Below are 23,326 nucleotides of genomic sequence, written 5' to 3'. Positions count from 1 at the left end.
GTTGTCCCTCCTTTAAGTCCCTCCCCTTCCCACAACCACCTTCTCCTTACACGAAGCCATGTAAGAAGCATACCGGAGACAGGTTTCCCAATCATCTTCCACTTCCATCGGCCACCACCTGATCGCCCCCATCGGTGCATTGGCCGCGTAGGTTTCCACAAGATGCGGGATCCTTCCGGCGATGACAATCTCATGATCTGAGAATCCGGTTTCCAGGCCTTCCCTGAGTGCTTCAAGAAGAAGAGTGTGATCATACTCTTCTTCTTCATGAGGGATGGGGAATAACAATGAGCGACGATCCTCCCTCTCATGGATGAGATGAGCCGTCTTCACACCGGCATCATCCGTTTTCCGCTTCCAGATCCGGTCATATGGAATCTCACGGGGCAGTTCAAGGGACTCGAGCCTCTCCCCGATCCGGTCCCCATAATAGAGGTAAAGCTGCTGCACGAGAAGCTGGATCTGCTTGTTCCTTGTAAACGTCGTATTGCTCCCACCTGCGTTCCGGTATTGGATATAGAGAAGGTCCGGGATGGCCACGACACGGGTAGACAGGAACGTCCGGACGAGAAGGTCATAGTCATCTGCCACGAGCAGCTCCTCCCTGTGCCCACCGATGAGATGATAGCAGTCCCGCCTCCATGCACGGGGATGGTTCGGAAGGCCGACGAGATGCCTGATGGTCGTTCCATTAAGGGCCGTGTGCTTATTCACGTTCTGCCAGCGCTTCATCTTATGGATCCACACCCGGTAGTACAGGTTATAGCCGTAGCCGCTGTCCCACCCGTACCAATGGGCGTGAAGATTGTCGGCATGGACCTCCGTACAATCCCCATAGGCAAATCCGGCTTCGGGATTCGCCTGGAAGGCCGACACGATTTTCTCCAGACAATCCTCCGTGAGCTCGTCATCATGATCAACCTCCACCAGGATTTCCCCGGTGCACAAGCTTGCCGCATACCGTTTCACCGCTCCGATATATCCGGACGATCCGTCTGGCCGGTAGCGCCTGACTCTTGAGTCATCAAGGCCCACCAGAGCCGTTTGGTACGTCTCATCTTCGTCACCGGAGTCATCCACGATGACCCATTCCCAGTTCGTATAGGTCTGCTTCAAGAGAGATTCATAGGGCCGCCTGATTTTGTTTCCCGACCGGTAGGCTGCCGTGAAGACTGACACGAGGGGCCGGTCGCTGATGGTGGAAGGAATGGAAATCTCCTCCCCTTCAGGCAGGGGATCCGTCCGCTTCAACCAGCAGTGAAAGAGATGATCCGCCTCGATCTCCTCTCCCGACTTCACATGGATCCATCGCCTGCGCTCCTCAAGGGGCAGGCTGTTCAATCCTTTGAATTCCTCCCAGTCCTCCCCTATGGATACATACACACGCGGATGCTTTGGATCTATTTCCGGCTGTGACGCATCGGCATCGCACAGAACGATATCAATTCCCTTTTCCATCAGGCGATTGAAGATGATGTGAAGATAGTGATCGGTATAAGAATCAGAGATATAGAGATAGGCCGTGAACATGGAGGGCTCCACTCCCCCCTCTTCATTGTTCCGCCTGAGGCGTCCGATCCGGTCGGTCCCCCGGTAAACCTCTACCATTTCTCCTTTCCGGATGAGCATATGTTCTTGCTGGGCACTGATCCCTTTAGGGAAGAGGACCCCAAGTCCGTTGCTGTGGGTGAAGTCGATATGAGGGGTCCCCTGTTGCTCCGCCCAGAATTTGTATACGCCAAAGTCCCGGCCCCTCACATAAGTATCGTGGAAGAGGACGACCCCATTCTCCGACAGCTTCGGCAGCCACGTGGTGTAGTCATGGCTGACCGCTTCATATGTGTGGTATCCGTCGATATGAAGAAGGTCAATGGATCCGTCCTCGAACTCCTCGAGGGCTTCATCGAAGGTTTTCCTCAGAAGCTTGCCGATTCCGGGGAACTCCCTTTCCGTCACCGCTTTGACGCCTGCGTATACATCGTCCCCGTAATAGCCTGCGTGAGGATCCCCTTCCCATGTATCCACGGCATGACAGATGGAGGGCATTTCTCCATCCTTCACCGCCTGACAAAAGCTGAAAAATGACGTTCCATATTGAGTGCCGAGCTCCACGATGCATGCAGGAGCAAGGTAGCGTACAAGATCATATGCGAACAAGCGATGACCGGACCACGGGCCATATCGGATGGCACCTGCAGGCAATTCCTCCGCTTCGTCAACGTCAAATGTCGCATAACGATAATCCCAGCCTTTCATCTCCCTCCTCCTCTCAAAAAAACACATACCTCATTACAAGGTATGTGAAAAAACGTGCATTATATCTTAAACCGATATGGATGCTAGATAGCGCTTGACCGCAGTCTGCCACTGCGGGAGGGGCTGCGTTTTATGGTTGCCGAGCACAGAGTACCGTGGCCTGACTGCCTTGCTTGGGTAAGCCTCTGAAGAGCATGGTAGGATCGTTGTCCCACTTCCTGAAAGCCGGATGGCTTCAGCAGCCAGGTCGTACCACGAGCATGCCCCTCCATTTGCGAGATGGAAGGTCCCGAATCGATCCGTTTGAATCAGGCGAAGAATGGCCCCGGCGAGATCTACGGTATACGTCGGGCTGCCCATGACGTCGTCCACGACCTTAAGGGTGTCCTTCGTTTTCGATAAGGTCAAGATCTTCTTGATGAAGTTCGGCCCCGCTCCGCCGAACACCCAGGACGTCCGCACGATATAATGCCGCGAAATCGCCTCCCTAACAGCCTCTTCGCCGGCAAGCTTGGATCTTCCGTAGACGTTCAAGGGAACCGGATGATCCCCCTCCCCATATGGGTCCTTCTTCTTCCCATCAAAGACATAGTCGGTGCTGATGTATACCAACACGGCACCGACCGCACTCGCTGCTTCCGCAATATGTTTGGTTCCCGTTGCATTCACGAGAAAAGCCCGTTCCTGCTCCTCTTCCGCCCGCTCCACATCCGTGAACGCCGCACAATGGATGATGATATCAGGGGAGCACCGGTATACGAAGTCCTTGGTCTGCTTCACATCCGTCACATCGCATTCGGCCCTTTGCGGTGCCAGGAACGGCCGGCCCGCATCCCTCAGCTGCCGGATGATTTCACTGCCGAGTTGACCTGATCCACCCGTGATCATGATCGTCACAGGCCCTCACTCCTTTTCAACACCCATTCCCACCACGGGCGGTGCTCCTTATACCATCGGATCGTCTTCTTCAAAGCCGCCTCAAATTCATATCGGGGTGCCCAGCCCAATTCATTCCTGATCTTATCCGAATTGAGTGCGTAGCGGTAATCATGTCCGGGGCGGTCATCAACATAGGTGATCCGGCTATCATCTAATTCGAGCTCCTCAAGGATGAACCTTGCGACCTCAAGGTTTTTCCGTTCATTGGAAGACCCGATGTTGTAGACTTCCCCTGCAACCCCTTTTTCAATCACAGCGTCGATGGCCGTGCAATGATCGTGCACGTGGATCCAATCCCTTACGTTTTCCCCGTTTCCATAGAGGGGAAGCGGATTCCCTCTCAGTGCCTCGATGATCATCTTCGGAATGAACTTCTCCGGGAACTGCCGCGGTCCGTAATTGTTTGTACAGCGCGTAACATTGACTGGCAGGCCGAATGTATGGTAACAGGCGAGGACGAGGCAATCGGATGATGCTTTGCTGGCGGCATAGGGGCTTCGCGGTGCAAGGGGGGATGCTTCCGTGAAGACCCCTGTTTCCCCGAGGCTCCCGTATACTTCGTCCGTCGAAATGTGAATGAACCGGACCCCGTGCTTCCTCGCTGCATCCAGAAGCATCTGGGTGCCGGCTATATTCGTCTGGATGAAAGAAGATGCCGAGGCGATGCTCCTGTCCACATGGGACTCTGCCGCAAAATGAACGATCAGATTGATGTTGTGCCGCCTGATCAGATCATCGACGAGCTTCAGGTCGTTCACATCCCCCTTCGCGAATGCATAGCGTGGATTCCCCTCCAACTCTTTCAACGCCCCAAGGTCTCCTGCATAGGTGAGGGAATCAAGATTCACGATCCTGTCCTCCGTTTCTCTCAATCTATGGTTGATGAAGTGATGACCGATGAATCCCGCTCCCCCCGTAACAAGGATGGTGTGCTTATTCAAAGTCGGCATCCTCCCAACTCGGCAGACTTTCATCCTTGCCAGAAAGAATCGGCACATCCACCGGCCAGTCGATGGCAAGATGAGGGTCATCCCAGCGGATCCCCCTGTCGGACACGGCGTGATAAAAAGCGTCCGCCTTGTAAAGGACGGTGGTTTCCGCTTCCAGCGTGCAAAAGCCGTGGGCCATCCCTTTTGGAACGTAAAGCTGCCGCTTATTCCGGTCACTGAGGACCGTCCCGAACCAGCGGCCAAATGTCTCCGATCCCTTACGAATATCCACCGCCACATCAAAGATCGACCCCGAAACCACCCTCACAAGCTTTGCCTGAGCATGTTCCCCGATTTGATAGTGCAACCCCCTCAGGACACCCGCCTTCTCTGAAAAGGATTCGTTATCCTGGACGAACCTCGCCGTCAATCCATGAATGCCTGCTGTTCGTTCATTGTAACTTTCGAAAAAATATCCCCGATGATCCCCGAACAAGAGTGGTTCAAGCACCACCACGCCAAGGACATCGGTCTCGATGACCTTCATCCTGCACTCCCCCTTCCAGCCACCCTCATCAAATACTGGCCATATGGATTATTGCGTAACGGATGACCGAGTTTCATCAGTTCCCCTGCTGTGATCCACCCTTTGCAGAAAGCTACTTCCTCGATACATCCGATCTTCACGTTTCTCGTCTCTTCCATCGTTTTGACAAACTGCGACGCTTTGAAAAGGGACTCATGGGTGCCGGCATCCATCCAGGTATCATACTGCCCGAGGAGACGGACCGAAAGCTCCCCCGATTGCAGGTAGAAGCGGTTGATATCCGTAATTTCAAGCTCACCGCGACGTGACGGCCGCAGGCTTTTGGCGACTTCGACAACGTCGGAATTGTAAACATACAACCCTGCGACGGCATAATCGGACTTCGGGCAGGCCGGCTTTTCCTCGATGGACTCAACGTGCCCTTCGCTCGAAAAGCCCACCACCCCGAATCGCTCCGGATCTTCTACATTAGCCCCGAAGACAAGGGCATCATCTTCGTTCCATACAGGGTCCTGAAATCCCGGCCCATAGAATAAATTATCTCCGAGAATTAATGCGGTACGCTCTCCTCGTATAAAAGCTTCCCCTATGATGAAAGCCTGAGCGATGCCTTCCGGTTTAGGTTGCACAGCATAGCGAATCGAGATCCCGAGCGTGCTCCCATCTCCGAGAAGCTGCTCGTATCGACCGAGATCCTGCTCCGTCGAGATGATCAAGATTTCACGGATTCCTGCTTCCATCAACGTACAGAGGGGGTAGTAAATCATCGGCTTATCGTAAAGGGGAAGGAGATGTTTCGAGATTGATTTCGTCAATGGATACAAGCGCGTACCGCTCCCCCCTGCCAATATGATGCCTTTCATATGGAACGCTCCCAACATAAGAAGATATTTCTGCTGTGTTATCGTATGCAAGGCGCAAAAAGAAGGTCCGCTGAGCACACATGCACAAAACCAAAAAAAGGAAAATATCTATTGCTGTCGAATATATTAAGAATCACGCTTAATCAAATGATAGGAGAAACCAATGAGCAAAAAGAAAAAAATCCTGTTGTTAGTGTTCCTTTCTGTAGCGGTCTTGATCGCCCTGCCTCCCTTCCTTGCGCCCGTTGTACACGGCCAAGGCTCGCCTGAATCTGCTTTGCGGGCAAGCATTTATCAAGAAGGCCATCCGTACCAAAGCTTCTTCGCACGAATCAGCGAGAACGAATACGTTGATGCTGAATTAGGCCAGCTCTATGATGTAAAATGGTTCGATTTTAATAGTCCGACCGGGGATACTTCATCTGTCTGCTATGCACCAAAACAGGATGACACTTACATGATCCAATGTGGCACCGGGCCATGAATGAAGGAATCAACGAGGTTCCTGGAAGAAGATGATTCCTGTTTAATGCAGGCGTCATCTTTTTTGATTCCATTCATATCGGCAATGATCAACCGATTATTCGAATGATCCTTCAACCGCTTGGTTAATCCCATTATTTTCAGCACATAATATGATGGTTACCAATCGATAAGGGGGATTGTTATGTCCAAGGATCGAAAAGCAGACACTCAAAGCGATACATACGGAGGAAAAGAGATCAAGCCCGATCAGCAACAACGATTACCGCATCACATGGAAATGGAGCTTCCACACGAACTCTCCATAAACCCTCTGTTTGCCCGCGAAGGTGAATCCACCATTCCCCGCCTTCATCTGGCGGATGGGGGGATGCTACCAGAAACAGCCTATCAGATCGTCCATGATGAAATCACTCTTGATGGCAATGCACGCTTGAACCTCGCTACATTCGTCAGCACGTGGATGGAGCCTGCCGCAGAGCGTTTATATGCCCAATCATTCGACAAAAACATGATAGACAAGGATGAATATCCGCAGACAGCCCAAATCGAGGAGAGATGCGTCCGCATTTTAGCCGATCTCTGGCATTCACCCGAGCCCCTGAAAACAATGGGTGTATCCACAACGGGGTCGTCTGAAGCCTGTATGCTTGGAGGACTGGCATTGAAAAGGCGCTGGCAAAACGCACGCGAAAAGGAAGGGAAACCGGTAGATCTCCCCAATATCGTATTTAGTTCTGCTGTTCAGGTCGTTTGGGAAAAATTCGCGAACTATTGGGAAGTGGAACCTCGCTATGTAAAGGTCACCCCTGAGCATCCCCAATTGAATCCTGAGGGAGTCCTCGCTGCAGTGGACGAAAATACGATCGGGGTAGTCGCCATTCTTGGCGAAACGTATACCGGTCTGTATGAACCCATAGCTGCCATTGCCAAAGCACTGGACGAGCTGCAGGAGAAATCCGGACTCAACATTCCGATGCATGTGGATGCAGCGTCAGGGGGATTTATCGCACCGTTCCTTCAACCTGACCTGGTTTGGGATTTCCAACTGCCGAGGGTGAAGTCCATCAATGTATCCGGACATAAGTATGGATTGGTCTACCCGGGATTGGGATGGATCATCTGGAGGGAAGCCAAGGACCTCCCTGAGGAACTCATCTTCCGTGTCTCCTATCTGGGCGGGAACATGCCGACTTTCGCCCTGAATTTTTCCCGACCCGGCGCACAAGTGCTGCTGCAATATTATAATTACCTGCGTCTGGGGAAAGAAGGGTACTATGAGGTCCAAAAGGCTTCACAGAACGTTGCCCTCTTCCTGAGCAAGGAGATTCAGAATATGGGACCGTTCGAACTTTTATCCGATGGTTCCGATATACCCGTCTTCGCTTGGCGACTGAGAGATGATGCCACATCCCATTGGACGCTATTTGATTTATCCAGACAAATGCGTGTGTTCGGCTGGCAGGTCCCCGCCTATCCATTGCCTCCTGACATGGAAACGGTGACGATAATGCGGGTGGTGGTCCGGAATGGTTTCTCCATGGACCTTGCCCATTTATTTTTGGTGAACCTCAAACAGGCCGTTGCTTTTCTCGATACTCTGGACGCACCTATGCCACATGATACGAAGTATGATAATGGGTTTCATCATTAGAAGGTAAACATGAGCAGATCTACTGAGTAGTTCCTGGTACTACACCAAAAAGCACCCTATAGGCAGACTCAGGTCTGTTCTATAGGGTGCTTTTTTCAGTCCTAGGGACCGTTGTTATTAGATCGACTTCACCATGCCTCCATCTACAAGGAAGGAGCTTCCGGTCATATAGGTGTTGGCGTCTGATACAAGGAAGGTGACGACGTTGGCGAACTCTTCCGGTGTCCCGTAGCGTTTCAACGGGATCTTCGCCTTCGACTCTTCCTCCACCTCTTCCACGCTCTTCCCATGCTTTTCCGCATTGACCGAATCGAGATGGGCGACGCGGTCGGTGGCGATCCTTCCTGGGGCTACGGTGTTGATCAGGATGCCGTACTCTGCTAACTCATCGGCAAGGGTCTTCGCCATGCCGATCATCCCCGTACGGAACGTATTGGAGAGGATCAGTCCCGGGATCGGCACCTTGATGGAAGAAGAAGCGATATTGATGATGCGCCCTCCATCCTTTTTCAGATGAGGCAAGGCCTCCCGGATGAGACGGACATAGCTCAATAGATTGAGCTGGAAGGCATTGATCCAGTCTTCATCGCTGAACTGCTCGAAGCTCCCTGCAGGAGGACCACCCGCATTGTTGATAAGGACATCGATCCCCCCGTACACGTCCACCGTCTGTTCCACAAGGCGGGTGATTTCTTCCGGCTTTGTAATATCTGCCGGACAATACTCCACCGTTCCATGGGCACTCAGCTCCTCCTTGACCTCTTTCAGAGTCCCCTCATTCCTGCTCGTGAGCATGACCCGCATGCCTTCTTTGACAAATTGGGTCGCAATGGCCTTGCCGAGCCCCTGGCTTGATGCCACCACCAAGGCCACTTTTCCATTCAGATTCAAGTTCATCTTGCTTCCTCCTTCTATGTATCCCTTCTATCACTCTATAACCTTCTCGGTTCAAGATGAAACTTCCTTCCCGACCCGATGGAAAGATTCCGCTGTTACAGCAGATGAAGCGTGAGAATGGGAGGAAATGACTTTTTTCTTTCGCGGTTTGACTGAAGGATCAAGGAGTCCTTCCAGTCCTTTCGTTGTTGCGGTCAAGGCAATGATGGCCAACGAGAAGAACAGCATCGGTGTCATGAAGATCCACCAGGCATTATAGATTTCACTGTAGTTCGTCCCCATGATGCTTGCCCACTCCTGGACGAACGGTTTAGGTGGATCACATCCGGCCGGATCATAGCATACGTCCGTTCCCCCGAAGTAAATCGTGAAGAATCCGAGATGGGCGATGATCAGGAGTGCCTGGATGACGAGTTTCGGGAAGAGGATGAACAGCCGCCCCTTCAGATGGGGGAGCACATGCTTCCAGAATAGGAAGAACCGGCTGCCGCCGAGGACCCGCGCACCTGCAATGAATTCCTTGCCGAGAATTTCTTTTGTTTCGTTGGAAATCAGGATGGCCGTCGTCGGCAGCATGATGAAGGCGAGCACCAGAATTGTCCAGATGATCCGCTCATTCAAGGTGGTGATAAAGCCCTCCTCCGTCTCCCACAGCAACGGATACAGGACGTTGTAGGCGATGATGGACTGCGGGATGAAATAAAAGCCCATGAGCACTTTATCGGAGTAGCGCCTGACTGCCGGCTTCCAGAATCCCATGAGGACACCGACAAGAAACGCCAAAAGGAAGGCCACCAGGGAAATGGCAATCGCTGCACCGAGGGTATACACCGCTCCGTCCACCACCTTATAGAACATATGGTAGCCGTCCCGGTCGGTCCCGAACATGATCTGGGATGAGGGGCTGAACGGAGCTGCGGCGAACCCCTCATCTCCGTTTGTCATGACGGTCTTAGGAATCTTGGATCCTTGGGAATGGAAAAGGATGCTCCACCCCAGCATCAAAAGGATGAACCCTGCTCCAAACCCTATCAGCAGCCGATTTTTCAACGTCGTCATAAACTCATCTCCTTCCCGATCCGGTGCTTCACCGTGAACTGCATCGCCTTCAGCACCCCATAGATCGGGAGAAAGAGCAGAATCGACGTGATGGCAAAGATCGCCGGCGTATTATAGGTGAACAAGAACGACGTGACACCGAAGACATTATACAGATACTCGAGGATCAACAGGTTCGACAGCATCATCCACACGATCTGCTTGCCGTGGTACGTCAGGCTGACCAGGATGTTCCGGATCATATGGATGAACAGAATCCGGTATTTTGTCAGTCCTTTGCTCCGGGCAAGCTCGACATATGGCAGATCTTCCTCTTCTTTCACGAATGAAATCATCAGACCGAGGAAGAAGAAGGTCGGCAGTACGCTCAGGGTGACGGCCGGAAGGAAGATGATTTCATTTGGATCGAGGGAAGCCACATCACCGAGAAGGATCCCCGTCTTCTTGAAAAACCAGATGATGAAGAGCTGCAGCGTAGCAATGACAAAGATATCCGGCACCGACTCGAGAACGGCGGCGATGGATTTGATCGCATTTTTCACGATCCGCCCGGACACCGTATAGATGATTAAGAGAATAAGAGAGGCACCAAGGGATATGGCAATCGCCAGAAAAAGGATCCGCATACTGCTCCATAGTGCCAGCAGGATGACCGGAAACAGCGGTCTCTCCGTTTGCGTTATGGTATATACGAGATCAAACGGATGAGAGAGATCCCCCCACATATCCAGGAAGGTTTGTCCGTACGATGCGAAGGAGAGGGATTGGTTTTTAAACAGGCCAGACCCGGCACTGACCAGTAGAATTCCTGCAATGATCAGAACCGGCTCGAGCAACCAGGCGAATCGCTTCATTACATTCAAAATTAATCCTCCAATTTCTTTTCGTTACATAAATTAACTGAATAAATATATTGATCCCATAATAATTTCAATAGATCTCTCAGAATGTATTACTTTTTAAAAGAGACCATTTTCAGAAATACATACAACAACCCCTAAATAAAATTGTACATTTTAAAATTATTTAACCCTTAAGTTCATCTACAAACAAAGAATAAGTATGCATTTTATGGGTAAATGATTCTATACCACCTTCAAGGCAATTAATAATAAGCTTTGCAATTTTTCTATCCGATGGATACCCTTTATTGGCAATCCACCCATTCTCATTATTTGATTCTAGTACAATTACTTGTTCTGTATCAGAATTAGTTACTATTGTAGAATTGTGAGTTACAACAATAACCTGTCTATTATTTTTTATTTTCTTCAAACTCTCTACCAAGTTTTTGTAAATATACTGGTTATCTAAATTATCTTCTGGCTGGTCTATAACAAGCGGTGTGTTATCGTTAGCATAGTGACCAAAATTAAATAAAAAAGATAATACAGCTACTACTTGTTGACCTAAAGACATTTCGCTTATCTCTTTCATGTAAGAACTTTTATTGCTAGTTATTTCTTTAGAGTTCACATTAAACATTAAAGTGAACTCATCAATTACTTCAAGCCATTTATTAATACTTGTTTCAATTGTCTTTCTCTCTATAGTTATTTTGTTAAATATTGTTTGGAAAATACGCATTTTATTCTCTTCATTAATTATTTCATAATTGGATTCTATATCACTAAACTGTAAATCAGTGGTGTCAACATAGAAAGAAATCGGCATTATATCATCTAATTTTCCGAACTTTTTCTGAAGTAATAACTTAATAAATAATAAAAATCCATGTTTTTGAGAAAAGCTTTGTATATATCTTGCAACATCATTCCAAGTAAGATATGTTTTTTCAACGTGTGCTTCTGAGCTTATTAAGTTTAGTAAATCAAGTAGATAGTAATCAGTATTTTTTATCTTAGGCGAATACTCTACTTTTAACAATTCACTGTATCTTAAGTTAAAACCATTAATTATTTTATTTATCCTTTCCTTACGTTCAGTAGCAGAGTCAATTATTTTATCAATGTTTTCTCTAAGGAATTTATTAAAACTCCTATCCTTAGTATTTTTAATTTGATCTGTGTAATTAGAAAAACTATCCCCATCTAAACCATGTAGTATTATTTCTTTTATAAATTCATCTACATTGCCTTGGCGGATCAAATTAATAATATTGTTTATTGAATAAGATCTTCTATATATATTTCCTAAGATTCTTTCAACATCTCCATGAGTTAATGTGGTATAAGAATCCTCGCTCACTTTAAATAAATTCACCCAATCTTTTGTGAGTAAATACTTCTCCTTACTCTTTTCAATGTAAGAATTGGGTAATAAAATATTTTCAACATAGTACTCTCTACTTAAATCCCTTTTCTGTGGTATAAATTCTAATATATAATCACTTTGCTTATGAAAAAACATAATATATATTTTTTCATGCTGAGAAATGAACTCCAAATTTTTCATACCCTGAATTTCCAATGTTAAGGCCGCCTCAAGAATATTTAGAATAGTACTTTTCCCACTACCTCTACCTCCAATAATACAGTTTAAGTCACGCGAAAAATCTATGCAAAAAGGTTCATTGGAGGGATAAGAAGGTTTATTCATTAAGAATCCTTTTTCACCTGGAAAAACTAACATTCCCTTAATAAAAGTGTCCGATTTCTGAGGTTTTTCGGTATAAATATTAATGGAATGGTTGTGAAATGCTTTCTTTAATGCAGGGAAATCAATTTTATTAAACTTTATCCAAGTATTTTTAACACCTATTGTTTCTATAGAATGGGAATCACCTTCATAGATAATCCCTAAATTTTTGGATGCAGCTTTATTGAAGTTTTTTATTCTACCACGTTGACTTTTCTCAGTACTGAGATTAGTTAGTCCGAATACTTTCATTAAATTTGATGAAAACAAGGTTTTATTATATAGTCCACTTCCATATAGATTACTGGAATTTAAATGAGCAATATATGCAAGTCCATCTAAGTCTTTAGTGATATCCTTTATAAGTTGTTCACTGGTTAAGTAAGTACCTTCCTCTTCACTAATAACTACATCCAGTAAAAATTGTTGGACCTTTTCATAATCATTCTCATTAAAAATTCCAATCAAATGATTTTGTTCTGAACATGAGATCTCAACACCCAAAAATAGGTATATCGGTCTCTGAGAATCCCAACCTTTAATCCTTTCCTTATAGTATTCCTCCAGTGCATACTTTAATTTTTTGAAACCGTTAATAGTATTGTGGTCTGTAAGTATTGCTACCTCGATTTGTTTCTGATATAACTTATGGGCGAGCAACATATAAGAGATATATTCTTTAAATGAAGCAAAAGGCTTCTTGCTACTTTTTAACTCATGAAAGTATGCTTCACCTTGATAATGCTCTATATCTTCAATTATTTTCTCACTATTATCTTTTGTTAAGTAAGACTGACGCACTGCAAAATCTAAAATCTCTTCAATTTTCAAGTCTGTATATCTATTATTTGGAATGAGTTCATAATCATGTGATGCTGGAGAGTGAAAATGAAATTCACATTTTTTTAATGTTCCGTAACTTTCTTTCGTGGAATGAAAAAGGTTTATAATATCTTCTAAATAGTCAGTGTCTTGCAATTTGTCCTACCCCATTCTAACAAATTATATTTTTATTTTATCACAATATTCAAAATAATTATATTTTTACAGACTAAAGAATTTTTAATACATATATCAAATGCACTTAAAATCATCTTTTGATTTTGATTCTAGAAGATAGTCAATCCTCCTTTATAATCCCCAAAATCAAATGATCCTCCCACGCCCCATTAATCTTAACGGACTTCCGCGAAATGCCTTCCTTCTCAAACCCGGCCTTCTCCAACACCCTGATCGAACCGCCATTCTTCGGCATCACTCCGGCCTCGATCCGGTGAAGGCCGAGGACGTCGAACCCATAGCGGACCAGTTGCCGGACGGCCTCGGTCGCATATCCCTTGCCGTTATGCTTCTGGCTCAGGCTGTAGCCGATGATGGCCATCTGCCTTGGCCCCCGTTCAATGCGGAACAAACCGATCGTGCCGATCAGTTCACCCCCATCAAGGAAGATCCCAAAATGATAGTCCTGGTCCTCTTCACTTCTCTCCAGTCTTGTTTTCAGCATATCCCGCTGCCCTGCCAGCGTATAAAAGTAATCCGGTCGACCGACACTGAATTCCTGGAAGAACGCCCGATTCTCCTCCTCGAATGCCAACAGGCTCCCTTCGTCTCCTTCTTGCAGCAATCGTATCGATAGGTTCTCCATCCCTTTTCCTCCTTTTGTCTATGTAGTAGGCATCCCCATCACCCGATCCAATGATCGTCCTCATGTATGTGCTGCGGGATATCCTTGTGCTCCATTTCGCCTTCTTCCCCTAGGTAATAGTGGCGGAGAGGGGTGAGATCATCATCCAGTTCATAGACAAGTGGAATGCCGTTCGGGATATTGAGCCCGGCCACTCCGTCATCCGGTATCCCGTCGAGATATTTCACGAGGGCCCTCAGCGTATTCCCATGAGCGGACAGGATGACGCGCTCGTTTTCCCGAAGGCACGGAACGATCTCATCCTTCCAATACTGAAGGGCTCGCTTTTCCGTATCAATCAAACTCTCTGTCATGGGGAGGTCTTCGTCGCTGACCGACGCATACTTGGGATCGTCACGATCCTTTTGGTGTGCGTCATCCGTCACGGCAGGCGGCCTGACATCTGCAGACCGCCTCCACTCCGTAACCTGCTCTTCCCCGAACTTCTCCGTGATCTCATCCTTATTCAACCCCTGAAGCCTACCATAGTGGCGCTCATTGAGCTTCCAGGATTTATACACCGGTATCCAGACGAGGTCCATCTCATGAAGCATGATCCACAGCGTCCGGATCGCCCGTTTCAATACGGAGGTGTGTGCGACATCGAACCCTATTCCGTGCTTTTTCAGGATGGCTCCAGCTTTTCTCGCTTCTGCGTACCCGTCGTCCGTCAGATCCACGTCGATCCAGCCTGTAAAACGGTTCTCAAGGTTGTACTGACTTTCTCCGTGCCGAATGAATACGATTTTCTTCATTGTCATCACCCACGTTTTTTTTACAGTATACACCTATTGAGAAAGAATTATGGAGTAATTTGCACAGGAAAATCCACACTAAGGGAAACTTGGAATTGAAAGGAGATAGGATCATGTTCAAACAAACGGCCGGGGAAAAGCTCATTGATATGCTCATTGAATGGGGCGTCGACCATATATACGGCATGCCGGGAGATTCCATCAACTCCCTCATCGAACCCCTTCGGAAAGCACAGGATAAAATCAAATTCATCCAGGTCAGGCATGAGGAAGCGGGTGCCCTTGCTGCCGCCGCCTATGCCAAGCTCACCGGGAAACTCGGGGTCTGCATGGCCATCGCAGGCCCTGGTGCCATCCACCTCTTGAACGGCCTGTACGATGCAAAGCTTGACCATGCACCGGTCCTTGCCATCACAGGTCAGGTGGAGTCCGACCTGATCGGGACCGATTCCTTCCAGGAGGTGAATCTGGAGCGGATGTTCGATGATGTGGCCGTTTATAATCAACGGATTATGTCGGCCGAGCAGCTACCCGCCGTCGTGAATCAGGCGATCCGGACCGCCTATGCTAAGAAAGGGGTATCGGTCCTCACGATTCCGGACGACATCCCGCGGTTCGAAGTCGGGAAAGAAGCCAGGGTCACCGCCCAGTTCACGGCTAAACAGGTTGTCCTTCCTATGAAGGACGATCTCCTCAACGCGAACAAGATCCTTGAAGAGGCTGCGAAACCGGTCATTCTCGCCGGTCGTGGTGCCCATGGACACCGTGATACCCTCCTCTCATTCGCGGAGAAGATCGGGGCCCCGGTCGTGCTTACCCTGCCCGGAAAAGGAGTCATCCCTGACAAGCATCCATACTGCATCGGGGGACTCGGCCTGATCGGGACCAAGCCGTCGTATGAAGCCATGCTGGAAGCCGACACCCTCATCATGATCGGCACCTCCTTCCCGTTCACGGCGTTTCTGCCGGAGCACGCGAAGACGATCCATCTCGATATCGACCCTGCCCAGATCGGGAAGCGTTATCCCGTTGATGTGGGTCTTGCCGGAGATGCCGGTGCAACCCTCTCCTGGCTGACGGATCATCTGGCAACGAAAGAAGATCGCTCATTCCTGGAAAAAAGCCAGGATCGGATGAAACACTGGCTGGCAAAGCTTGATCATCAGGAAGAAGACGGGTCCGTCCCTTTGAAGCCCCAGCGTGTCATCCATGCCCTCCAGGAAGTTGCAGCCGATGATGCCGTCCTGTCCGTGGATGTCGGGAACGTCACCGTCTGGATGGCGAGGCACTTTCATATCACCCATCAATCCTTCGTGATCTCGAGCTGGCTCGCCACACTCGGTTGCGGTCTGCCTGGCGCCCTTGCCGGCCAGATTGCCCACCCCGATAAACAGGTGTTCGCCGTGTGCGGGGATGGAGGGTTCGCCATGACCATGGCCGACTTCGTCACAGCAGTGAAATATGAGCTGCCGATCGTGGTCATCGTCCTGAACAACCATAAGATTGCTATGATCAAATTCGAGCAGGAGGTCATGGGGAATATCGAATTCGGGACCAACCTCCAAAACCCCGACTTCGCCCGCTACGCAGAAGCATGCGGTGGGGACGGGTACCGGGTGGAACGACCTGAACAGCTGCTGCCGGCGATCCAGCAGGCCGTCCAGAACCGCAAGGCCTGCATCATCGATGTCCTTGTGGATCCGGAAGAAGCCCCGATGCCGGCCAAAATCCAGTTCTCCCAGGCAGCAGGGTATACGAAACATATGATCAAGGAGTTGTTTGAGGAAGGGAAGATCGACCTGCCTCCTCTGTGATTCTTACATCAAAAAAGACTGTCAATCGCTTTTAAGCCGATCGACAGTCTTTCTATTTTTCCTCTATTAGAACAACACCGTACGGACTTGATTCCGTTTCACATCCAATGTGATGGTGCCATCGTGCACGCTCAGTTCACCAACCGGCTCTTCACTCAATTTGGCCTCTACCGGTATGATCCCCTGATCATTGAAGGCAAACGACGCTTGCGCCTGGTCGTCTGTCGGATTGTAGAATCTCAAGAGGAGACGTTCCTCCTTCTCCGCCTTCTTCAAAGTGCTGAGAACGATGCCAGATGGGCAGGTTTCCGCAAGAAGGCTGTATTCATGAGGGGTTAAGATCCCTGACGGGTTGAGCTTCATGGCATTATGCGGGATTTTATTATACGTATGGACCGGAGTCGTATACTCCTTCGCCTGGCGCCCCACATGGGCAGAAGACAACGAGCCACCGTGCATCAACAGGGCAAGCTCAAGATCCAGGGCCCCGATCATTTGGGAGTCCGGTGTAGGGAGTTTGATCCCGGATGGTCTTCCCGGTCTCCTTACAAGATTTTCTTTCCCGAGTACACCGACACTCCTGAACAGCGTGACGGCAATGGTGTCGTATGCCTCTCCGACAATTTCATATTCACGTGTGCTGTTCGTCAAAAGACTGACGCCCTTCATGTCATCGGTCAAACCGACAAATCCGAGCATCGGATAAATCGAATCAGGACGCTCATCCCAATCCTGGTCTTCCCACACTTCCATTGCCCCGTCGACGACATCACGCTTGATCATGCCGAACTGATTGTCAGACCAGGATACAGCCGACGCAATGCCTGTCGGGATCAAAGCACGGAGCCTGTGATCTTTTGCCTGATTATCTATGGCAGCCCTGATCCGGATCGTTGGGTCATCGTTCGCAATCTCAATATGCCAGTTGACCTGTACGGCACCGTCACGCTTTCCGGCTTTTCTGCTCTCGAGATCAATCGGCACCTGCAGGGCCACCCCGATGCTCATTTCGACGCCAAAGCGGTTCTGCCTTACGCTGATGTCTGCTTTGTTTTCCGCATTGTATAGGAGTTCTTCGCCTTCAAGTGGTGAGTAATCGTATTCGTCCCCATCATCTCCACCGTTTTCAAGAAGCAGCACCTGATCGATTTCACTTCCATCACACTTGTCATAGATTTTCAGCGTGCCGTTAGCGTTCACGCTGATCCGGTACAGATCCGTTTCCGCTGCATGGTCGTGAAGTTCCTCCCAATCGGCGACGGAGCATTCGTGGTCGGCCTCCTTGATCCTATATGCTTTATACCCCATTGCCGAAAGCGTGTCCTTCCATTGGATGACGTACTCATAGAATGGATCATAGTTTCCGTAGTGAACGATTTGCCGGTCAATCAGACCCGGATCCAGGATTTCTTTACCCAAGACTTCAAAGCTGACGCTCTCACCCGCTGAATCTTCCATGACAAAGCCATTCAGCTTGGTCACGACTCTGGCTTTGACGGTTTCTTCCCTATCATACGGAAGAAGATTGAACGCCGTCAGCAGATCCTCTCCGGTTTCGTTTTCGATGGAATCGGTGATCTTCCGCTTATAGAATTCAATGAGCTGATCGGTTTTTTCCTCGGCCAGGAAGAAGCGGTTCATGATTTCGCGATGCACTTTATCCGAACAGCAGCACCCGATGCTATCGTGGGCGTGGTTCTTCATGATCTCCTTCCAGATCAATTCGATTAGTCCGTGGTGATACTCAAATCCGAGGGAATACGCGATGGATGCGAGGGGCTCCAGGATATTCGTCAGCTTATTCTCGATCCGTGTGTTGGCCGCTTTGATATCCATCCTCGTCGAGTAGATGCTCCGGTGCACCCTCATATATTTCCCGTCCAGGAATTCGCCTGACAGGACGGAGAGATCATTCCCCTTCTCCAGCTCTGCAAAGATATTTTCATAGCGGCTAAGGAAAAACTCCCTGTCAGGGTAGAGGGTTCTGAGTTTATCCATGATCACATCGATATTCTGCTGAATCGGCATCTGATCATGGCCGTTCGGAAGGATGATGTGGTCGGTCGTGGCCCCTTTATCGAGCACGGTGAAATATTTATCGATCCGCTTCTGCAACGCCTCTTCATCCTCGGGGAGGTATTTCCCGATGGCGTATCCGAGGGGGAACAGCTGTACGAGTACCTTTGAGCCGTCGTCACTTTCCCAGTAGAACTCCGTCTTATCCGTTCCATGGCGCTCCGATGTCCCCCTCCAGAAGATGGAGAAGCTGATGTCGAAGCCGTTGAAGATCTGGGGCATCTGAGAGGATTGTCCGAACGAATCGGGCAGATAACCGATTTTCATCGGTGCCCCGAATTCCTCGCAATCCTTGTGCCCATAGAGGAGATTCCGGACGATCGACTCCCCGCCGACCACCATTTCATCCGTTTGGGTATACCACGGCCCGATAATCAGTTTCCCTGATTGGACCAGACTCCTCACACGCTCCCTGTTCTCCGGCTTAACGGCGAAGTAATCTTCCAGGATGGAAGTCTGACCGTCCAGCACATAGTGAGGATACTCCGGGTCACGTTCGAGCTTTTCCATGATTTCTTCCATATTGTTGACCAGTAGAATGCGAGATTCTTCTGTGGAAAAATACCATTCCCTGTCCCAGTGCATATGCGGGACGATGTGTACGTTCTTCATGAATTTCATTCCCCCTGGATGTATAGTTTCAGCTCTTTATGCTGCGAGATTTTCTTCTTTTGAAAGCTTACTCTTTCTTGTGACGATCAGGAGGAACATGGAGATGACCGCACCGATCAAGGCTGCTCCGAACCAGATGCCTGCCGCAAGCAAGATCGGCTGTCCTTTGAGTAGGGCAAGGGAGAAGATCCCTGCGCCCGGTACATTCAATCCAAGATCGAAGTAGGCTACGATGGCACCGGTCACGGCTGATCCCGCGACCAAGGATGGGATGACCCTGATCGGATCATTGATCATGAACGGGATTGCCCCCTCCGTGATCCCTGCCAATCCAAGGAGCCACGTCTGCTTTCCGATTTCCTGCTCCTGTTTGGAGAAGTATTTCTTCCCGATGATGGTGGCACCGGTCACGGCGAATGCCGAAACCATCTTGACCGAAGCAAAGGTGGCATAAGGGATGAAGTTTCCACTTGCCATCGCTCCGATACAGAACGTATAGGCCGCTTTATTGACGGGGCCGCCTAGGTCGAAGGACACCATCGCACCAAGTATGGCACCAAGGATAAGCGCGTTGGTGCCTGACAAGCTTCCGAGCCAATTGATCAATCCATTGTTGATCCATGCCAGTGGCTCACCGATGAGGAAGAGCATGATCGATCCGACCACGAGTGTTCCCACTACAGGATAGACCCAGAAGCTGATGAAGCCTGCGAACGTTCCTTTTGGCTGGATTTTTTTCTTCAGGAATTTCAAGAAGAATCCTGCCAGGAATCCACCGAGCATCCCTCCAAGGAAGCCGGATCCGATCAGGTTGGCTGCGACCCCTGCTGCAAACCCTGGTCCGAGTGCGGGCTTATCTGCAATGGAGTATGCCATGTAAGCGGCAAGGATCGGAACCATCAGCTGACCGAGGAGTCCTCCTCCAAGCTGCCTCAGTAGCCATAGCCAGGACCCTTCTTCCGCGTAGACATCCTGCAGGTTGAAGATCTGTGAAATCAGGACAGCCGCTGCCAGCGTCATTCCCCCTGCCACGATGACAGGGATGATGTAGGAGATACCGGTCAGGATGCTATCTTTGATTTCGGTTTTGAACGGTTTATGCTCCTGGTCATCCTGAGCGTCATCCGTGGCGCTTTGTTCCTCATACACCCTTTTCGGTGATTTTTCCGCTTTTTCCACTGCCTGCTCAAGCAGTCCCTTGGCATTCCGGAGCGGAGTGGCCACCGATGTTTTGACTTTCGGAAGATGGGCAAACCGGCTCTCATCCTTCACGGCCACATCATTGGCAAAGATTACGGCATCGGCACTCTGCAAGCGCTTTGAGGTATGCCGATCTTCGATCCCGTTGGCCCCCTGCTTCTCCACGAACACCTTGATCCCGAGTTCCTTCCCGGCTTTCACCAGGGCCTCGGCCGCCATGTACGTATGAGCGATCCCTGCAGGACAAGCCGTTACAGCCAGCACTACCTTACCTGTATCTTCGATTTCCCGTGTTTCCTCCGGGGCATCAACCACATCAAGGAGGCTGTATAGCTCCTCGCTTGAAGCAGCATTCAATAACCGTTCTTTGTATGTTTCATCTGATAAACGTGTGACGAATTCCGATAAGAGGGCAAGGTGGGTGGAGCCTGCTTCCTCATCCGGTATGGCCAGGAGGATGACAAGTTCCACCCGGTTGGCAGGATCGATGCTTTCCCAATCGGTCAACGGCGTCTCGATGGTGGCAACGGCAAACGCCGCTTCCTTTACGGCTTTCGACTTTCCGTGAGGAATTGCAAGTCCGCCTTCAAAACCAGTCGGTGATAGCTCTTCACGTTCATTAACCGCTTTCAAAAAATCGTACCGAGAACTCAGTTTCCCCTCATCAGCCAGTTGGTTGACTAAATACTCGATGGCTTCTTGTTTGGAACGAAGCTTCAGCTTCGTACTGATCAACTTCGGCGAGGTAAGTTTAGATAATTCCATGAGTATACCCCTCATTTCAATGTTTGTAAGTGTTTTCATTTTTTGAACTTGACCTAATCCTAGCAAAAAAAAATAAGAATAAAGGATTATTCTTATTTTTACACAGCATTCACCTGATAAAGCGTTTTCTTGTGTATACCGCCACTCTAGTAGTGCGCCCAGAAGTGATGGGAGAGCATCTCCAGCACCACCATTACAGGTGTTCGAGCCGTGATATTGTACCCGTTCTTCGTCTTCTTCGGCGCATAGCAGTACAGATTGATCGCAGCCATGGACTGAAGCGTGTTTTTCGTGAAGTGTGTCAGTGTGATCATGGGGATATTGCGCTCCTTCGCCTTGGTGGCCGCCTCGATGACCAACGGCGTCTCGCCCGATAAACTGATGAGGAAGAGGATGCTCTGATGATTCATTTGATCCAAACTGTGCAAAATCTCGTGCCGGTGCACATGATGATGGGTGGGTTTGCCGACCACGCGAAAATTGCGGGCCACCATCTCACACAGATCGGAGGAATCCCCGACCCCGAATAATTGAATCTGCTTGGAATCGACCAGGAGTCTGGCCGCTTCCTCCATCCGCTCCTTATCAAGGATCTCGAACGTCTTCTGGATCAACGAATGAGAGTCATCCTCGGGCGTTTCACAAGGTGATTCCAATTCCTCTTTCAGGCTGCTCTTCATATGGGAAAACCCGTCATACCCAAGCTTCTTCGATAGCCTGGTGATGGTGTTCGGCACGGTGAACACATTGGCCGCTACCGTCTGGATCGATTGGGTCACAAACTCAGCGTGCCTTTCTTTTATGTAATCAATGATCTGATCGTCTGTATCATTCAGCTTATACTCAAATTTGTGTGTGCGTTCGTCGAATCGCATGATGTCTCACCCCGTTATGGCAATGACATTATTATATCAGACGAAAGATCGATTTTCCCTATGACAGATTCCTTTCCAGCATAAAAAAGACCGCAGACATCATCCGCAGTCATACATCCCCTATCGTGTAGCCGGCCATCCTCCCTGCATCTTCCTGGACTGCATGATCTGACCCGTATGATACGCATCGTGGATCAGGATATGATACAAGTACTCGGCCACTTCGTTTTCTTTCATCTCTTCCTCTGACATTCCCTGAAGGATTGCCTTCAATCTGCCCTGGGCCCTCTCCGCCCGGTCGACGAGTGCCTTCCAGGCCGCTTCATCCTCCCGGGGCTCCGTCAGCTGAAACGTATCATGTCCATCAAGCGGGTTCTCCCACGGTTCACCGAGCAGCTTGGCCGCATGCCGCTCTTTATAATACGTCAGATGGTTTACATTTTCCCAGATGGAGTTCATGGCACTTCCCTCCGGCTTCCAGACGGCCATGGACACCGTCACCCCGCTCACGGCATCCTTGAACGGCGCATACCAGCTTTCCAGATCGTACGTATGGTCGAGCATCCTGATCAATAGGTCTTTACTTATCATGGTTTTCCCCTCCACGTTCAGAATTCACCTCTATACATTCCCCTTACCTCCCCTCAATTCCTGCCCACTTTCATTTACATTTATTTCATAAACCTCTATCATGGAAATGGGGTTCCATATATTAGTAGCAATGAGGTGAAAAAGATGAAAAAGCATTTTTGGGTGGGAATCTTACTCACAATTACCCTCCTGCTGATCGGGGGATGTTCATCTGATGAAAAAGGAGCAAAACCTGCTGATGATGACCTTTCCAACCAAGACACCGTGACGGAAGAAAGCACGAGTGAGGAAAACGAGTCCGATTCAGCTGTCACGGAGGATGATCGTGACGAGGAGGTTAACGAAGAAACACCAGCCGAGCCTTCTGACGAAGAAGAAGAGACCGTTGATCTAGAGGATCAAGAAAACGAAGAAGAAGCAACTTCGACTCCTCAGACGATCGAGGACAATGCCACCCAGGAGGAAAAAGACAAAGCGGTGGCCATCGTCACCGATTATCTGAAGGAAAAAGGGGAACTGGTGGAGGACAAGGATCACTTCGTCCAATATGACGGAACGTTCGATACCTATGTCATCGTCCGCTACTCAACCCTCGTATCAGGTCATTCTTCAACCAACGGACGATACGTCGTGGACCTTAAGACCAAGAAAGTGCAAGACTTCGACACTATCATGGATACTATTACCGAATGAAGAAAGGAGGAGACCCGATGCGGTCTCCTCCTTCTC

Annotated in this window: 19 protein-coding genes and 1 pseudogene; 4 read left to right on the top strand and 16 right to left on the bottom strand. The window is 49.2% G+C overall.

From position 1 onward, the window contains the following. Positions 1-12: 12 nt before the first annotated feature. From AF331_RS16645 to rfbA, 6 genes and pseudogenes are all read right to left on the bottom strand, one after another. Entirely contained in the window at positions 13-1,608 is a 1,596-nt protein-coding gene (locus tag AF331_RS16645; RefSeq protein ID WP_082347033.1) for a glycosyltransferase, read from the bottom strand. Then, a pseudogene (locus AF331_RS23200) lies at positions 1,591-2,256 on the bottom strand (class I SAM-dependent methyltransferase); the annotation flags it as partial. The gene AF331_RS16645 and the pseudogene AF331_RS23200, both read right to left, overlap by 18 nt. A gap of 66 nt (positions 2,257-2,322) precedes the next feature. After that, positions 2,323-3,144 (bottom strand): dTDP-4-dehydrorhamnose reductase, encoded by an 822-nt coding sequence (gene rfbD, locus AF331_RS16640; protein WP_235576430.1) that lies wholly within the window; start codon positions 3,142-3,144, stop codon positions 2,323-2,325. Between the two features lie 5 nt (positions 3,145-3,149). Next, positions 3,150-4,136, bottom strand: coding sequence for a dTDP-glucose 4,6-dehydratase (gene rfbB, locus AF331_RS16635; protein WP_235576422.1), 987 nt, complete (start codon positions 4,134-4,136; stop codon positions 3,150-3,152). Next, positions 4,129-4,671 (bottom strand): dTDP-4-dehydrorhamnose 3,5-epimerase, encoded by a 543-nt coding sequence (rfbC, locus tag AF331_RS16630; protein WP_053429201.1) that lies wholly within the window; start codon positions 4,669-4,671, stop codon positions 4,129-4,131. The genes rfbB and rfbC overlap by 8 nt, the downstream gene beginning before the upstream one ends. Beyond that, positions 4,668-5,534: a glucose-1-phosphate thymidylyltransferase RfbA gene (gene rfbA / locus AF331_RS16625; protein WP_053429200.1), complete on the bottom strand. Its 867-nt coding sequence runs from the start codon at positions 5,532-5,534 to the stop codon at positions 4,668-4,670. The genes rfbC and rfbA overlap by 4 nt, the downstream gene beginning before the upstream one ends. 163 nt (positions 5,535-5,697) lie before the next feature. Here rfbA and AF331_RS16620 point away from each other — a divergent pair, with 163 nt between their 5' ends. After that, positions 5,698-6,018, top strand: a complete 321-nt coding sequence (locus AF331_RS16620; RefSeq protein WP_053429199.1) for a hypothetical protein — start codon at positions 5,698-5,700, stop codon at positions 6,016-6,018. A gap of 183 nt (positions 6,019-6,201) precedes the next feature. Next, positions 6,202-7,671: a glutamate decarboxylase gene (locus AF331_RS16615; RefSeq protein ID WP_053429198.1), complete on the top strand. Its 1,470-nt coding sequence runs from the start codon at positions 6,202-6,204 to the stop codon at positions 7,669-7,671. 117 nt (positions 7,672-7,788) lie between these two features. On the opposite strand, the gene AF331_RS16610 is transcribed toward AF331_RS16615, so the two are convergent. The 6 genes from AF331_RS16610 to gpmA all read right to left on the bottom strand — a co-directional run bounded on the left by AF331_RS16610 (position 7,789) and on the right by gpmA (position 14,664). Then, complete coding sequence (locus AF331_RS16610) at positions 7,789-8,568, bottom strand: SDR family oxidoreductase (RefSeq protein WP_053429197.1); 780 nt, start codon at positions 8,566-8,568, stop codon at positions 7,789-7,791. Positions 8,569-8,619: 51 nt separating this feature from the next. Beyond that, entirely contained in the window at positions 8,620-9,627 is a 1,008-nt protein-coding gene (locus AF331_RS16605) for an ABC transporter permease (RefSeq protein WP_053429196.1), read from the bottom strand. Next, positions 9,624-10,481 (bottom strand): ABC transporter permease subunit, encoded by an 858-nt coding sequence (locus AF331_RS16600; RefSeq protein WP_327205428.1) that lies wholly within the window; start codon positions 10,479-10,481, stop codon positions 9,624-9,626. Before AF331_RS16600 ends, AF331_RS16605 begins: the two co-directional genes overlap by 4 nt. 172 nt (positions 10,482-10,653) lie before the next feature. After that, the gene (locus AF331_RS16595) at positions 10,654-13,203 is read right to left on the bottom strand and encodes a Spaf_1101 family AAA-like ATPase (protein ID WP_053429194.1); all 2,550 of its coding nucleotides are present in this window, start codon (positions 13,201-13,203) and stop codon (positions 10,654-10,656) included. A gap of 142 nt (positions 13,204-13,345) precedes the next feature. Then, a complete protein-coding gene (locus AF331_RS16590; RefSeq protein ID WP_053429193.1) occupies positions 13,346-13,870 on the bottom strand; it encodes a GNAT family N-acetyltransferase in 525 nt (174 codons plus the stop codon). A gap of 38 nt (positions 13,871-13,908) precedes the next feature. Beyond that, on the bottom strand, positions 13,909-14,664 hold the full coding sequence (gene gpmA / locus AF331_RS16585) for a 2,3-diphosphoglycerate-dependent phosphoglycerate mutase (RefSeq protein ID WP_048007175.1): 756 nt from the start codon (positions 14,662-14,664) through the stop codon (positions 13,909-13,911). A 113-nt stretch (positions 14,665-14,777) separates the two neighbouring features. Between gpmA and AF331_RS16580 the strand changes: the two genes are divergently transcribed. Further along, entirely contained in the window at positions 14,778-16,478 is a 1,701-nt protein-coding gene (locus AF331_RS16580; protein WP_053429192.1) for a pyruvate oxidase, read from the top strand. A 66-nt stretch (positions 16,479-16,544) separates the two neighbouring features. On the opposite strand, the gene mngB is transcribed toward AF331_RS16580, so the two are convergent. The 4 genes from mngB to AF331_RS16560 form a co-directional block, all read right to left on the bottom strand. Next, complete coding sequence (gene mngB, locus AF331_RS16575; protein ID WP_053429191.1) at positions 16,545-19,166, bottom strand: mannosylglycerate hydrolase; 2,622 nt, start codon at positions 19,164-19,166, stop codon at positions 16,545-16,547. Between the two features lie 36 nt (positions 19,167-19,202). Then, a complete protein-coding gene (gene mngA / locus AF331_RS16570; protein ID WP_053429190.1) occupies positions 19,203-21,131 on the bottom strand; it encodes a PTS 2-O-a-mannosyl-D-glycerate transporter subunit IIABC in 1,929 nt (642 codons plus the stop codon). Between the two features lie 146 nt (positions 21,132-21,277). Further along, positions 21,278-22,006: a MurR/RpiR family transcriptional regulator gene (locus AF331_RS16565; protein WP_053429189.1), complete on the bottom strand. Its 729-nt coding sequence runs from the start codon at positions 22,004-22,006 to the stop codon at positions 21,278-21,280. 120 nt (positions 22,007-22,126) lie between these two features. Further along, positions 22,127-22,597, bottom strand: coding sequence for a DinB family protein (locus AF331_RS16560; RefSeq protein WP_053429188.1), 471 nt, complete (start codon positions 22,595-22,597; stop codon positions 22,127-22,129). Positions 22,598-22,741: 144 nt separating this feature from the next. Here AF331_RS16560 and AF331_RS16555 point away from each other — a divergent pair, with 144 nt between their 5' ends. Further along, complete coding sequence (locus tag AF331_RS16555) at positions 22,742-23,290, top strand: hypothetical protein (RefSeq protein WP_053429187.1); 549 nt, start codon at positions 22,742-22,744, stop codon at positions 23,288-23,290. Positions 23,291-23,326 lie beyond the last annotated feature (36 nt).

The sequence above is a fragment of the Rossellomorea marisflavi genome (assembly GCF_001274775.1).
GTDB classification, from domain to species: domain Bacteria; phylum Bacillota; class Bacilli; order Bacillales; family Bacillaceae_B; genus Rossellomorea; species Rossellomorea marisflavi.
The sequence above is the reverse complement of the archived record's forward strand: the minus strand, read 5'-3'. Positions and strand labels throughout refer to the sequence as shown.